General features: G+C 61.2%; 15 protein-coding genes. 9 read left to right on the top strand and 6 right to left on the bottom strand.

The window, feature by feature from the left end; genetic code table 11:
- Nucleotides 1-139 precede the first annotated feature (139 nt).
- Both EAO39_RS11680 and EAO39_RS11675 read right to left on the bottom strand, forming a co-directional pair.
- Nucleotides 140-907, bottom strand: a complete 768-nt coding sequence (locus EAO39_RS11680; protein WP_240466969.1) for an efflux RND transporter periplasmic adaptor subunit — start codon at nucleotides 905-907, stop codon at nucleotides 140-142.
- A 29-nt stretch (nucleotides 908-936) separates the two neighbouring features.
- On the bottom strand, nucleotides 937-2,478 hold the full coding sequence (locus EAO39_RS11675) for a TolC family protein (RefSeq protein WP_240466968.1): 1,542 nt from the start codon (nucleotides 2,476-2,478) through the stop codon (nucleotides 937-939).
- 252 nt (nucleotides 2,479-2,730) lie between these two features.
- Between EAO39_RS11675 and EAO39_RS11670 the strand changes: the two genes are divergently transcribed.
- Both EAO39_RS11670 and EAO39_RS11665 read left to right on the top strand, forming a co-directional pair.
- Nucleotides 2,731-3,297: an SMI1/KNR4 family protein gene (locus EAO39_RS11670; RefSeq protein ID WP_120967542.1), complete on the top strand. Its 567-nt coding sequence runs from the start codon at nucleotides 2,731-2,733 to the stop codon at nucleotides 3,295-3,297.
- Nucleotides 3,298-3,414: 117 nt separating this feature from the next.
- Complete coding sequence (locus EAO39_RS11665; RefSeq protein ID WP_120967540.1) at nucleotides 3,415-3,807, top strand: VOC family protein; 393 nt, start codon at nucleotides 3,415-3,417, stop codon at nucleotides 3,805-3,807.
- A gap of 78 nt (nucleotides 3,808-3,885) precedes the next feature.
- Here EAO39_RS11665 and EAO39_RS11660 read toward each other — a convergent pair whose 3' ends face one another.
- The 3 genes from EAO39_RS11660 to xseA form a co-directional block, all read right to left on the bottom strand.
- Nucleotides 3,886-4,728, bottom strand: coding sequence for a class III extradiol ring-cleavage dioxygenase (locus tag EAO39_RS11660; protein WP_120967538.1), 843 nt, complete (start codon nucleotides 4,726-4,728; stop codon nucleotides 3,886-3,888).
- A gap of 160 nt (nucleotides 4,729-4,888) precedes the next feature.
- Nucleotides 4,889-5,473 (bottom strand): Fe-Mn family superoxide dismutase, encoded by a 585-nt coding sequence (locus EAO39_RS11655; RefSeq protein WP_120970980.1) that lies wholly within the window; start codon nucleotides 5,471-5,473, stop codon nucleotides 4,889-4,891.
- Nucleotides 5,474-5,824: 351 nt separating this feature from the next.
- Nucleotides 5,825-7,153: an exodeoxyribonuclease VII large subunit gene (gene xseA, locus EAO39_RS11650; protein ID WP_120967536.1), complete on the bottom strand. Its 1,329-nt coding sequence runs from the start codon at nucleotides 7,151-7,153 to the stop codon at nucleotides 5,825-5,827.
- A gap of 513 nt (nucleotides 7,154-7,666) precedes the next feature.
- Between xseA and EAO39_RS11645 the strand changes: the two genes are divergently transcribed.
- The 6 genes from EAO39_RS11645 to adk all read left to right on the top strand — a co-directional run bounded on the left by EAO39_RS11645 (nucleotide 7,667) and on the right by adk (nucleotide 11,962).
- Entirely contained in the window at nucleotides 7,667-8,299 is a 633-nt protein-coding gene (locus EAO39_RS11645) for a MotA/TolQ/ExbB proton channel family protein (protein WP_120967534.1), read from the top strand.
- Nucleotides 8,300-8,306: 7 nt separating this feature from the next.
- Nucleotides 8,307-8,738 carry a biopolymer transporter ExbD gene (locus EAO39_RS11640; protein ID WP_120967533.1) on the top strand — a complete coding sequence of 144 codons (432 nt, stop codon included), beginning with the start codon at nucleotides 8,307-8,309 and terminating at the stop codon, nucleotides 8,736-8,738.
- A 104-nt stretch (nucleotides 8,739-8,842) separates the two neighbouring features.
- Nucleotides 8,843-9,907 carry a tetraacyldisaccharide 4'-kinase gene (lpxK, locus tag EAO39_RS11635; protein WP_120967532.1) on the top strand — a complete coding sequence of 355 codons (1,065 nt, stop codon included), beginning with the start codon at nucleotides 8,843-8,845 and terminating at the stop codon, nucleotides 9,905-9,907.
- A 50-nt stretch (nucleotides 9,908-9,957) separates the two neighbouring features.
- Nucleotides 9,958-10,146 (top strand): Trm112 family protein, encoded by a 189-nt coding sequence (locus EAO39_RS11630; protein ID WP_120967531.1) that lies wholly within the window; start codon nucleotides 9,958-9,960, stop codon nucleotides 10,144-10,146.
- Between the two features lie 3 nt (nucleotides 10,147-10,149).
- Nucleotides 10,150-10,932, top strand: coding sequence for a 3-deoxy-manno-octulosonate cytidylyltransferase (gene kdsB, locus EAO39_RS11625; RefSeq protein ID WP_120967530.1), 783 nt, complete (start codon nucleotides 10,150-10,152; stop codon nucleotides 10,930-10,932).
- Between the two features lie 373 nt (nucleotides 10,933-11,305).
- Entirely contained in the window at nucleotides 11,306-11,962 is a 657-nt protein-coding gene (gene adk, locus EAO39_RS11615) for an adenylate kinase (RefSeq protein WP_120967528.1), read from the top strand.
- A 107-nt stretch (nucleotides 11,963-12,069) separates the two neighbouring features.
- Here the strand turns inward: adk and EAO39_RS11610 are convergent, their stop codons facing one another.
- Complete coding sequence (locus tag EAO39_RS11610; RefSeq protein WP_120967527.1) at nucleotides 12,070-13,107, bottom strand: asparaginase domain-containing protein; 1,038 nt, start codon at nucleotides 13,105-13,107, stop codon at nucleotides 12,070-12,072.
- 113 nt (nucleotides 13,108-13,220) lie between these two features.
- Here EAO39_RS11610 and lexA point away from each other — a divergent pair, with 113 nt between their 5' ends.
- Nucleotides 13,221-13,895, top strand: a complete 675-nt coding sequence (gene lexA / locus EAO39_RS11605; RefSeq protein WP_120967526.1) for a transcriptional repressor LexA — start codon at nucleotides 13,221-13,223, stop codon at nucleotides 13,893-13,895.
- The last annotated feature ends 120 nt before the right edge of the window (nucleotides 13,896-14,015 follow it).

Genomic DNA, 14,015 nt, shown 5'->3' with positions numbered 1-14,015 from the left:
CCACACTGGGTGCGGGCGGTATCTCGTGATCTGACTATCGAAAACATGAGCAGCATGCGTAAACAAACAAAGGCTTTCGAGATTTAAGCTCTTCGAAACCATTTGAATACGGGCGCAAACCGCTCCTCTATTTGAATATTTAAGGCTTAGCAGCCGCAGGTGGTACCAACAGCACCTGCCCGCTCATGCCGGCTATCAATTCGGGAAACTTGCCATGAATGGCAGCATTGACCTTGATGGACTGACTGACCGGGTCCACTCTTGCCGCCAGGCGCTGCACCTTGGCGGGGTAGGCCTTGCCGGTTTCATCAATGCGCACCTGAAACTCCGTGCTCTGCTGCAGCCAGGTAAGCCAGCGCGAGGGCACCAGAAACTCCAGCTCCAGCAGGCTGTCGTCAATGATGTCCAGCAGGGGCTGGCCTGGCTGGGCATATTGCTGCTCGCGAATTTTTTGCTCGGCCACCCGACCTGCATAGGGTGCGGTGATCTGGCATTTGCTCAGCAGACTGCGGTTGGCTGAGACTTCGGCCCTGGCCTTGTTCCATTCGGCCTGAGAGACATCCAGTTCCACCTTGCCGACTGAGTTCAACTCCGCCAGACGCTGGTTGGCTTTCCAGGTTTTTTCGGTGGCGTCAACGCCTGCCTGGGCCTTGTTGAGCTGTGCTTGCGGCAGGCTGCAGTCAAACTGCACCAGTAGCTGGCCTTGGCGAAAGGCCGCGCCTTCCGTTACGGGCAGGCGCTGCACCTTGGCACCGATCTCGGCCGCCAGCGTGGTGTAACGACGCGGCGCCAACTGGGCGCGTATCTCGCGCTGTTCCAGAACGCTGGGCAAAGCGGCCTTGGGTTTGGGCATCGGCGTGGGCGCACTGGGCTGGGCATGGGCGCCCATGGAGAGGACTAAAAGCATCCATAGAGCATTACGAGGCACGAAACGCATCATTGAATCTGCCCTGCTTCCCAGCTTTGCAGCGATCGGGCCACGGCCTGCGTGAGTTCGGGCAAGGGCATGCTGTCCGTGCCTTCAATCACGGGCTCCATGCCCAGCGTGGCTTGCAGGCGGGAGCTTGCAGCCTGCATATTGGACAGGGCTTGATAGCGACGTAGTACCGAAAGGATGGTGGCCGTACGCTGGGAAACCAGCTCCAGCGCATTGATCTTCTCGGCCTGCAACTGATTGCTCACATGCTCGGAAATGCGCTGATCCACATCGGCAATGGTTTGTGCTCTTTCATATTGGTGCACGGCATTGGCGAACTGCAGACGGGCCACATGCAGCTGAGTCAATACCGCCATCTGGGTAGCCAGGCGACGCTGATCGGCCAGTTTGACGCCGGCATCTGCCAGTTGGCGCTGGGCCGGCAAGGCCAGCAAGCCCAGCAGATTGAAGGAAATCTGCAGACCCGCGTCCTGCCAGCGGTCATTGATCAGATAGCTGTCGCTGCTTTTGTTGGCGCCGTAGTTGAAGGACAGGCCTGGGAACATGCGCAGCATCACGCGCTTGGTTTCCTCGTTGGCAATACGGGCGTTGTAAAGGCTCTCACGCAAATCGGGGTTGAGCAGCAGGGCCCTGTCTTCCAGCTTTTCCACGGGTTGCTCCAGCCAGCGCTTGGCGTTGGACATGGCCGGCTCCACCACGCGCAGCGGCTGCTGGAGCGCACCGGGCGGCATGCCCATCAGTGAGGACAGCTCCACGCGCGCGGAAGACAACTCCTGCTGCACGGCTTCCAGCAGGCGTATGTTTTCCAGCAGCTGCCGCTGATAGCGCAGCGGGTCCAAAGGTGAGCGCAGTTTTTCCGCTTCCACCTTGCGTGAGTCTTCCAGCGCCTTGTCGGCTTCCTGCGCGGCGATGGAGAGCGAGGACTCGAGTGCCTGGGCCGCAGCCACGCGCCAATAAGCAATGCGCACATCCTGGATCAGCGTGTGGATCGCTTTGCGGCGGCGCTCAGACGCAATCTGGGCCCGGTCCGCATGCTGGCGCGCAGCGTAGTAGCTTTGGCCAAAGTCCAGCAGACTCCAGGAAAAACTCAGCGAAGTCAGCGTGGACTCCCTGTCCGAGGATATATAGGGATGAGCCAGAGAAGGGGCCCCAGTCACCGAATCCGTGCTGCGGCTGATCAGATCCTTGTCGCGATAACGATAACCGGCCGAAGCCACCAGCTTGGGCAGCATATCGAACTTGGCCACATCGGCCGTGCCCTGGGCCACAGCCTCCTCCATGCCGCGCAGGCGCTGGGCAGAGTTGTACTTGATGGCACGGGCAATGGCCTCCTCGAGGCTGACAGGACCGGTCAGCGCAACCGCATCCTTGCCCAGGCTTTGCTTGTCTGCCTGAACCTGCGACTGTATTTCTGCCGTGGACAGCGCCTGGCTGGTTAAATTGGCACAGCCGGTCAGCCAAATGGCAGATCCCAGCAAGGCGGTCAGCCGGACACGGCCACGGAAACTTGTCTCTGGCCGGTCATGAGCAAGGGTGTTCATATCTGCGATGGGGAGGGTGGCAAAGATGGCTCGACAACAAGACCTGGCAGTGATCTGCGCTATGACACTCAAAAAGTGTTCAAAAGTCTTAATTGTCAAAAAATGTATTAAGAATACTACCGAGCAACCGTTACATCAGCAATCACTGAGATCAGGTATTTTTGTAATTCATGCAATCCCGAACTCTTTTCGCCTTGATCTGTAGCGCCCAAGAAACATGGCTTGGGTCAGACTCCATCCTCGATCGAAGCTATGACAGCTGAGCAATACCTCACCCATTTGCACGCCGTGTATGAACAGTTCCAATTGCCGTTCCAGCGGATGCCACCGGCATCAGAGGCGGACCTGGCCACGCTGGCCGATGTGCTTGGCCCCTTGGATACCCAACTGACCGCGCTGTGGCGCATCACCCGGGGCAGCAGCACCGACAGCGATCAGCCCATGTTTCAAAGACCTGGCTTCGTCGATGCCCTGGACTTTCTCACCCCACAGCGGTCCATCGCCCAGGCACAGGCCATGGAAAAGCGCGCTCAACGTATGTGGGATCTGGCCGGGCCGGCTTCTGACGACAGGCGCCTGACCGGTCGCTGGTGGCATACGGGCTGGCAACCGTTTGCCAGCTTTTACGGGGACATTGTTTTGCTGATTGACCATCACCCCGGCCCCGAGGGCACGGTGGGCCAGGTGATTGCCTATGTGCACGATCCCGATCACATCAGCTGGATTGCACCAAGTTTTGGCGCCTACCTGCAAGCTGCCGCCGACAGCATGGACCAAGACCGCGAAGAATTTCTGAACGGGCCATTAGAAGGAGCATGAGACGCTCAATAGGTGATAAAACCCAACGGCTCCATCATTCGACCCAAGCCCTGCGCCGGATAGGAACGCCCTCGGCAGGCCGGCCTTGCATCACTTTCTACGGATTAGCGCCACATCATGAAGCTCGGATACACCATTGTTTACGTACCCAACGTCCAAGCCTCCTTGCAGTTTTTCTCGGCAGCTTTTGGTTTTGCAGTGAAGTTTCTGCACGAATCCGGCAGCTACGGCGAACTGGCCACCGGCGAGACCACACTGGCGTTTGCCGCGCATGAGCTAGGTCATGGCAATTTTCCTGGAGGCCATATCGCGGCGTCAGAGTCAGAGCAACCGCTGGGCATGGAGTTGGCGCTGCTCACTGACGATGTGGAGGCCGCACATGCCCGGGCGATACAGGCAGGAGCCGTGCAACTGGCCGCACCCAGCGCCAAGCCCTGGGGGCAGACCGTTTCCTATGTGCGCAGCCCTGATGGCTGCTTGATTGAGCTTTGCACGCCGGTGAGCGGCTAGGACTTCAGGGTCACTCGGGGGCGCGCAGGCCTGGATGCATCGCACGCAGCAGCGCGCCCTTATCAGCTGGCCGGATCGTCAGAGCATGTCTGCAACTGTGTCTTTGTCCGCCACAGCGCCCAAGCAATAGCTGGACAGGGTCGCCGACTCCATGAACCGCTCTTCAAAATAAACCCGTTGCGCCGCGTCCTGCTGCGCCGCACCGACGACCACCATCAGCGGCAGCAGATGCTCTTCACGCGGGTGGGCCGTGCGGGCACCGGGAGCGCTTTCCCAGTCGGCCAGCCGCTGGCTGCGCTCGGCGGGCGTGGTTTGCAGCATGGTCTGAGCCAGCCAATCGTCAAAACGCTTGGAAGGCACGTGACCCGCAGTGCCAAAGGTGCGCATATTGTGATAACTGGCACCGCTGCCGATGATGAGCACCTCTTCGTCGCGCAGCGCTGCCAGGGCGCGACCCATCGCCAGGTGCTCGGCCGCGTTCAGGTTGCTGCGCAGACTCAGCTGCACCACAGGCACCTGGGCCTCGGGGTAGATGATTTGCATGGGGGCAAACATGCCGTGGTCATAGCCGCGCTGCCCGTCCTGGCGCACCGCAATACCGCCCTGCTCCAGCAAGCGCTCCACACGCTGGGCCAATGCCGGCGAGCCGGGCGAGCGGTACTGCACTTGATAGGTGTGAGCGGGAAAGCCGCCATAGTCATACAACATGCCTGGCTGCTGCGCGCTTTGCACGGTGAATACGGGCTCCTCCCAATGGGCCGAGATCAGCAATACCGCTCGCGGCCTGCGGCCTAGCTGGCGCGGAATATCACGCAAAGCGTCTGCCATCTGCGCGTGCCAGGCCTGCATTTCAGCCACCCAGGGCCAGGGGCCTGCGCCATGGCAGATGAAATAGACCTGCATGCGACTGCTCTGCACCATGAAATCCCCTTAGATGGCCTTCTCACTATCAAAAACATAGCTTCACGCGCTTTATCAAAGTACGTTTGAAGCTAAAAGGCATGAAAAAGCCTCCTTGCGGAGGCTTTGGCGATGGCAGGCTCAGGCCTGAACAGGCCCTAGCCATGCATCATCTCACCGCTCAGGCGGCGAAGTTGGCTTCGGCAAACTTCCAGTTCACCAGCTTGTCGAAGAAGGTTTCGACAAACTTGGGACGGGCATTGCGGTAGTCGATGTAGTAAGCGTGTTCCCAGACGTCCACGGTCAGCACGGCCTTGTCGCCCGTGGTCAGAGGGGTGCCGGCAGCGCCCATGTTGACGATGTCCACCGAGCCATCGGCCTTCTTGACCAGCCAGGTCCAGCCAGAACCGAAGTTGCCCACGGCGGAGGCCACGAAAGCCTTCTTGAAGTCGGCGTAGGAGCCCCACTTCTTGTTGATGGCATCAGCCAGAGCGCCTGTGGGTTCTGCACCGCCGTTGGGGGCCATGCAGTTCCAGAAGAAGGTGTGGTTCCAGATCTGGGCTGCCTGGTTGTAGATACCGCCCGAAGACTTCTTGATCACCTCTTCCAGCTCCATGTTCTCAAACTCGGTGCCGGCTTGCAGTTCATTGAGCTTGACCACATACGCGTTGTGGTGCTTGCCATGGTGGAACTCCAGAGTTTCCTGGCTGTAGGCAGGAGCCAGAGCATCAATGGCGTAAGGCAGTGGGGGCAGAGTGCGTTCCATTTTGGTTTCCTCGTGGTTGAAATTGTGGTTGAGCAGCAGACATACAGCGCCTATGCCACCGGCAAGCCAGAGCACATGCTGTACTACAGCATTCAAGTATTGCACAAGAGAGTGCTTGCCATCCCCTTCAATGCGGCATTGCAGGGATGCACAAGACGCGCGGCAAGCCATTGTAGAAACAACTACGGGCATTGCCGCCGTTCATCGAGACTATGCAGCGCCCGGGGCCTAGCCGTTTTGCAAGCAAGCGCTCACCGGATAAAGCCTGCCGCCGTGGGATAGCAGAGCAGTAAACCTCTGCAAATCATCACAGCCTGATAAAGAGATTTGATCGCCCGCGTCTGAATTGCCTCAAAGCAGGCGCGGCTGGGTGACGACCACATCCACCGCCCCGTCGGCAAGCTGGGCTTTCAGCGCCGCACCGGGCGGGGCCTGCTTGACCTGGGTGACGGGCTTGCCCTTGGTATCGGTCAACAAGGCATAGCCGCGCTGCAGCACCAGGCGCGGGTCCAGCAGTTGCAGGCGCAAATCCATGCGCTCCAGGCCTTGCTTTTGCTGCTCCAGACGACGCTGCAAGCTTTGAGGTAATTGGGCTTGCAGCGCTTGCTGGTTCTGCGTCATACGCTGCAATTGAAAGAGCATGGCATGGCGCAGGCGCTGGGCCTGACGGGCCAGTTGCAAATGATTGCGCGACAGCTGCTCGCTGGGGCGGCCCAGGCGCTGGGCGGCCAGATCCAGGCGCTGGGCATTTCTATCGAGCACGCGCTGCACAGCGTTGTCTAGCCGGTCCTGCAGCAAATCCAGGGCACCCAGCCAAAGCTCGCGCGGCTGGGCCACCAGTTCGGCAGCGGCCGTGGGCGTGGGCGCGCGCAGATCGGCACAGAAATCGGCAATGGTGAAATCGGTCTCATGCCCCACGCCGCTGATCAGAGGCACAGGGCTTTGCACCAGGGTGCGGGCCAGTTGCTCGTCGTTGAAGGCCCAGAGATCCTCCATAGAGCCGCCGCCGCGCACCAGCAAAATGCAGTCTATGAGCGGCGATATTTGGGCCAAATCACCCTCCTGCCCTTGTCCAGACTGCGCTAGCTGGTACATTTTTTGTAGCGCATCGACCAGCGACTGAGGCGCTTGAGCGCCCTGCACCAGGGCCGGAACAATCACCACCGGAATATGCGGCACCCGGCGGCGCAAGGCCGTGACCACGTCATGCAAGGCCGCAGCCCCCAGCGAGGTGACCACGCCAATGCCACGGGGCATGGTGCTCAGCGGTCGCTTGCGGGCCGTATCGAACAGGCCTTCGGCCTCCAGCTTTGCCTTGAGTCGCAGAAACTGCTCGAACCAGGCACCCTGGCCGGCACGCTGCAACTGCTCCACCACCAGTTGCAGATCGCCACGCTGCTCATACACCCCCAGACGCCCGCGCACCTCCACCAACTCCCCATCGCGGGGGTAGAACCCCATCTGTTCGGCATTGCGGCGAAACATGGCACAGCGAATCTGCCCACCGGCATCCTTGAGGTTGAAATAGCAATGCCCGCTGGCTGCGCGCGAAAAGCCCGAAATCTCGCCACGCACGGCCACCGGATTGAATCTGGCCTGCAAAGCATCACCAATGGCGTGGCACAGGGCACCAACTTCCCACACACGCGGCGCGCTGGCTGGATTGGAGCAGTCAAACATCGTATTCATGCGGGCTTACAAACAAAGAGGTGGGCATCGGGGTGGCTGATTTTTGTCCACAGATGTCGGCGTCCAGCCTCGGGGGCGACATTGCGCATACAAACGTCGAAATCATTCAAACAACAACTTGCAAGCATTTGATTTAAAACAATTTTCTCAATATTCACGGCATGGACACAATCCATGCCGCGCCCTATTGCAGTGCAGCATGAAGTGATCACTCCGGCTTAGCTCACAAAGTTATCCACAGAATTTTGTGCCATATGCGTGAAAAACAGGTCCGCCATGGGTCGTAGATGGGTCAGAATCACGACACAAAATCAGAGGGAAACGCCCGCCGAATCTGGCGCAGACCCGTTGTCAGCCGCTGAATCAGGGCCGGCTTGTCCTGGCGCAAACCCGGTAGCCGCTCTTCAAGACAATCGCATCAACACGCGCAAATACGAACCCAACTGCAACTGCCCTGAGCCATAATCGCCGACTGCAATTGCGAACGACTAGGGAGAAGCAACGTTGCTGTCGATCATACAAGCCGCAGGATGGCCTATCTGGCCTTTGATTGCCTGCTCGATATTGGCTCTGGCACTGATTTTTGAACGCTTTGCTTCGCTGAAGACGGGCAAGGTCATACCGCCCAATCTGCTCAACGAGGCCATCACCGTATCCTCGCGCAACCTGCCCACGCCGGAGTTGACGCAGCAGCTGTCACAAAGCTCGGCGCTGGGCGAAGTGCTGGCCGCAGGTCTGCGCACCATGCAAATCCACCCGGACAGCAGCGAAGACGAATTGCGCGCTGCCATGGAAGGCGCGGGCCGCGCGGCCGCCCACAAGCTCGAAAAATACCTTAGCGCCTTGGCCACCATTGCCTCGGCCGCTCCTCTTTTGGGATTGCTGGGCACGGTCATTGGCATGATTGAAATTTTTGGCTCGCAGTCGGGCGCCCCTACGGGTGGCGGCAACCCGGGCCAGCTGGCTCACGGCATCTCGATTGCGCTGTACAACACGGCGTTTGGCCTGATTGTGGCCATCCCCACCCTGGTCTTCTGGCGCTACTTCCGCGCTCGCGTAGACGGCTATCTGCTGAGCATGGAGCTGGCTTCCGAACATTTTGTGCGCCATCTGTCGCGCCTGAAGCTAGCCAAGTGAGCGGTACATGAACTTCCGTCCCCGCCATCGCGATGAGCCAGAGATCAACCTGATCCCCTTCATCGACGTGCTGCTGGTGGTGCTGATCTTTTTGATGCTGTCCACCACCTACAGCAAGTTCACCGAGCTGCAGCTGACGCTGCCCGTGGCCAATGCCGAGCAGCAGCGCAACCGGCCCAAGGAGATCATCGTCTCCGTGGCTGCCGACGGCCGCTACGCCATCAACAAAGCCGCCGTGCAAGACCGCAGCGTGGCCGTGCTGGCCCAGGCCCTGACCACGGCCGCCGTGGCCGGCCTGGACAGCATCGTCATCATCAGCGCCGACGCCATGGCCCCTCACCAGTCCGTGGTCAGCGTGATGGAGGCGGCCCGCCGCGCCGGACTGTCGCAAATCACTTTTGCCACACAGACATCGGCTGCCGCAGGTACGGCCAAATAAGAGCACACCTGTCACACAAGCCGCCTTGACTGGCGGCTTTTTCATTTGCGCAGCAGCTGCCTGCCACGCCGTATGATCGGCCAGGCTTTTCCATCCCCGTCTTCATGCCTACAGCCCCAAGCACCTCCTCTCCATCCCTGCCCTCCAGCGGTCTGCGCGCCCTGTGGCGCCGGCGGGGTGTGGGCGCCTGGCTGCTGTGGCCGCTGTCCGCGCTGTATGGCGCGCTGCAAGGCTGGAACGCGCAGCGCATGCTGCAAACCCAACAAAGCGCGGGCCTACCCGTTATCGTGGTCGGCAATGTGATTGCAGGCGGCGCGGGCAAAACCCCGGTGACCCAGGCCGTGGTGGCCCATTTGCTGGCCCGCGGCTGGCAGCCCGGCATCATCTCGCGCGGCTATGGCCGAAAAAGCCGCGATTGCCGCGAAGCCCGCGCCGACAGCTGCGCCAGCGAAGTCGGTGATGAGCCGGCCCTGCTGGCCCGCTCTACCGGCGTTCCCGTGTTTGTCGCCGCCCAGCGCATTGAAGCGGCCCGCGCCCTGCGCACCGCCTATCCGCAGGTCGATGTCATCGTCAGCGACGACGGCCTGCAGCATCTGGCTCTGGCCCGCGATGTGGAGCTATGCGTTTTCAACGATGAAGGCGTGGGCAACGGCTTTTTGCTGCCTGCAGGCCCGTTGCGCGAAAAATGGCCCCGCCCCGTGACGGCCAGTCTGTATGCCGGCCAGCCACCCAGCCCCCTGGGCAGCGCCCCGGCATTTGCGCTGCAACGCCAACTGGCCGATACCGCCGTCAACGGCAAAGGCGAGAAGATCGCGCTGAGCTGCTTTGCCGGCCAGCGTGTGGAAGCCGTGGCCGCCGTAGCCAGACCCGAATCGTTTTTTGCCATGCTGGCACAGCAGGGCATTGCCCCTGCCGTCACCCAAGCCTTGCCAGATCACTATGATTTTGAGAGCTTCTCGCGCAGATTGGATAATGGCCAGCCCTTGATTTGCACCGAAAAAGACGCGATCAAACTCTGGAATTCCCACCCCGAGGCCTGGGCCGTGCCCCTGCAGCTGCAGCTGCCTCAGGCCTTCTGGGAGCTGCTGGATGCGCATCCCGCCCTGGCCGCTCGCCCCCAAAATTGCGGCAGCGGCGCCGTCTCAGTGCTCGGCTCTGACTATCATTGAGCCCATACAGGCCGCCCCGCCTCAACTCATCACACTTTTGCAGGATTCCCATGGACGCCAAACTTCTTGAACTGCTGGTCTGCCCCGTCACCAAGGGCCCGCTGCGCTTTGACCGCGAGCGTCAGGAACTGATCAGCCACAGCGCCCGTCTGGCCTACCCCGTGCGCGACGGCATTCCCGTGCTGCTGGAAAACGAGGCCCGTACGCTGTCGGACGAAGAACTCGAAGACGACCGCTAAGCCATGAGCTACACGGTACTGATTCCTGCCCGCCTCTCTTCCACCCGCCTGCCGGGCAAGCCCCTGGCCGATATTGGCGGCCTGCCCATGGTGGTGCGCGTGGCCCAGCGCGCGGCGCTGGCCGGCGCCACCCGCTGTGTGGTGGCGGCAGACGATGCCAGCATCGTGGCGGCTTGCCAGCAGCATGGCGTGCAAGCCATCCTGACCCGCAACGACCACCCCAGCGGCAGCGACCGCCTGGCCGAAGCCTGCGAACAGCTAGGCCTGTCGGGTGACGATGTGGTGGTGAATGTGCAAGGCGACGAGCCGCTGATAGACCCGGCCCTGATCGACGCCGTCGCCCAGCTGCTGCTGGCGCGCCCAGAAGCCAGCATGGGCACAGCCGCCCACCCCATAGACAGCCTGGCAGACTACCGCAACCCGAATGTGGTGAAGGTGGTCTGCGATGCCAAGGGTCTGGCCAGCTATTTCAGCCGCGCGCCCATCCCTTTCTCGCGTGATCACGCCGATACAGCCTGGTGGAACGCTGAAAGCGGTGCTGCGGCCCAAGCCGGTCATGCGGGCTTTACGCCGCTGCGCCATATAGGCATCTACAGCTACAAGGCCGGTTTTCTGCGCGAATTCCCCCGCCTCTCGCCCGCCCCCACCGAGGCCATGGAACAGCTGGAGCAGCTGCGCGCCCTGTGGCACGGCCATCGCATTGCCGTGCATATCACGCCCCATGCGCCAGGCGCCGGCGTGGATACGCCCGAAGATCTGGAGCGCGTGCGCGCCCTGTTTGCCTGAAGCCGGACACGCCAAGGGAATTCCCTTGGTTCACTATCAAAACAAAAGCAGTTGGCGCTCCACACATATGGGTAGCATATTGAATTCAATATAAAACCCATATAAATCAAGCGCTTCCCGCTATAATTTCCACTTAGTCCGAATAGCGCATGCGGGCGCCAGATTCCACAGCTACAACTACAGCCATCGCTCAAAGGTAGCAACAAAGCCTTCCCAGGCCGCACTTGTGACAGTCGCTAGCCACTTGTGTAAGCCTGTGTTGGTCTTGTGCGTGCTATCCTTGCCCGCGAAAAAATATAGCCGGAGGGCAAAACTGGTGACCACCCCACCACCTCTGGCAAGCCAAGAATTTCTACTCTCCTCAAGGATCTCCATGAAACTGATTTTGTTGGGTGCACCCGGCGCCGGCAAAGGCACTCAGGCCGCCTTCATCTGCCAAAAGTATGGTATCCCCCAAATCTCCACCGGTGACATGCTGCGCGCTGCCGTCAAGGCCGGCACGCCTCTGGGCCTGCAAGCCAAGGCGGTGATGGACGCCGGCCAGCTGGTCAGCGACGACCTGATCATCAACCTGGTCAAGGAACGCATTGCCCAGCCCGATTGCGCCCAGGGCTTTCTGTTCGACGGCTTCCCCCGCACCATCCCCCAGGCCGACGCCATGAAGGCTGCCGGCGTGAAGCTCGATTACGTGCTGGAGATCGACGTGCCTTTCGAGGCCATCATCGAGCGCATGAGCGGCCGCCGCAGCCACCCCGCCTCGGGCCGTACCTATCACGTCAAGTTCAACCCACCCAAGGTGGCTGGCAAGGACGATGTCACCGGCGAAGACCTGGTGCAGCGCGAAGACGACAAGGAAGAAACCGTCAAGAAGCGCCTGGATGTGTACAGCAGCCAGACCCGCCCTCTGGTGGACTACTACAGCAACTGGGCCAAGGCCGACGCCGCTGCAGCTCCCAAGTACCGCGCCATCAGCGGCACTGGCAGCGTGGAAGAAATCACGGCACGCGCTTTTGCGGCTCTGGCCGAATAAGCCAGCCTCGGCAAGCGCGTCGTTAAGGCGCGCATTCAAAAAAGCACCTCATCGAGGTGCTTTTTTGCGTTCTAGCGCTTACTCTGCATGCGCCAGCCGCTATCAGTTCAGGAATCACTGCCCGACTGCAATGCCAGCGCCAGCATCAGCGCCACGCGGGCCTTGCCCGGCGCGAGCAGGATCACATCCGGCTCTCCCTCCGTTGCGCCAGCGCGCAGCCAGCCCGAAATCCCTGCCATCGCCTTGACCACAGTAGGTTGCGAGGGCAGCTCAGTAAAGCCCACGGGCAAGCCTTCCAGGCAGCGGGTGCTGCTCCACACCACCACGCCAACCTGCTGTGCCCGTGCCAGCGCCTGAAGCATTTGGGCATGAATCGTGGCATTGCCCGTGCCTGCCACCACCAGACCGCGCACGCCGGCGGCCACCAGCGCATCCACGCTGCGTCCGCTTTGCAAAGCCCCGGAGGTCAGCAATTCCACCCAGGGCAGCTCGCTGTGGGCCAGCAAGTCCTGGAACGCCGTGCTACTCAAAGCCTGTGCCTGGCTGGCGACCACGGGCTGGGCCAGCCAGCGCACGGCACACTCTTCCACCACGGCACAAGGTCCGCTCTCATAGGAGCGCAGCGCATTGAGGCGGTAAGGATGCACCTTGAGCACCTGCTGCGCGTCATGCACCTCGCCGGCCGCAACCACCCACACGCCAGCCACGGCGCTGGCGGCCACGGCCACCGCATCCCGCAGGTTTTGCGGGCCATCGGCCTGTAGCGAAGTCGCCGGGCGCATGGCGCAGGTCAGCACCACCGGCTTGATGGGCTGCAGCACGGTTTGCAGCAGCCAGGCGGTTTCCTCCAGCGTGTCCGTGCCGTGCGTGATCACCAGGGCCTGCGTATCGGCATCGGCCAGCGCCTCGGCCACGGTCCGCAGCATGCTGCGCCACACCGGCCAATCCATATCCTTGCTGTCGATCTGGGCCAGCTGCATGGCGGCCAGCGGAGCCGCAGCCAACTGTGGCAAATCCGGCACCGCAGCCAACAAGCTCTCCACGCTGATCTGCCCGGCCTTGTAGCCCACGGCCTGCGTGCTCGATTCCGCCTGGCCCGCAATCGTTCCCCCGGTGCCCAAAATCACAATCTTAGGAATTGCCACTTGCTCTCCACAAAAAACTGGTTAAAAATACAGTTACTGTATAAACCAACAGATCAGAATTCCAGACCCAGGCCTTCAAGCCTGAGCCTATCGAACCAAGACTGGATGCCAGCATGCTAGACCACCCCAAGCTCACTCCCCGCCAGCAGCAGATTCTGGACCTCATCCAATCGACTATTTCCCGCACCGGCGCTCCCCCTACACGCGCCGAGATCGCCAGCACTTTTGGCTTCAAGTCCGCCAATGCCGCTGAAGAGCATCTACAGGCCCTAGCCCGCAAGGGCGTGATTGATCTGGTCAGCGGTACCTCGCGCGGCATTCGCCTGCGTGCGGACACCGTGCGCAACATCAATGCGGCCCGTGGCGCCAGCTTTTCCCTGCCGCTGTCCTCCATGGCACAGCTGGTGCTGCCACTGGTGGGCCGCGTGGCTGCCGGCTCGCCCATTCTGGCCCAGGAACATATAGACCAGAGCTATGCGGTCGAGCCCAGCCTGTTTGCCGCCAAGCCCGATTACCTGCTCAAGGTGCGCGGCATGTCCATGCGCGACGCCGGCATCATGGATGGCGATCTGCTGGCCGTGCAAGCCACCACCGAGGCACGCAACGGCCAGATCGTGGTGGCCCGCCTGGGTGACGATGTGACGGTCAAGCGCTTCAAGCGCACACCCCAGGGCATTGAGCTGCTGCCCGAAAATCCCGACTACAAGGTGATTCATGTGGCGCCCGAAGAGTCGTTCGCCATCGAAGGTCTGGCCGTGGGTCTGATCCGCAACAGCATGTTCATGTAACTACTGCCGCTGCGCGCCAGGCCTTACCGCTGCGCACAGCCCCTGTTTTCTCCAGCCCAGGTGGTAGGCGCGAAGCCTTGCAGCTTCGCCCTGAGCGGAGCTTTGCCTGAAATTTGCAAT

Origin of the sequence: Comamonas sp. lk, assembly GCF_900564145.1 — a bacterium.
GTDB lineage: Bacteria > Pseudomonadota > Gammaproteobacteria > Burkholderiales > Burkholderiaceae_C > Comamonas.
Note: the sequence above shows the minus strand (reverse complement) of the source record. Positions and strands in the feature narration are given on the sequence as shown.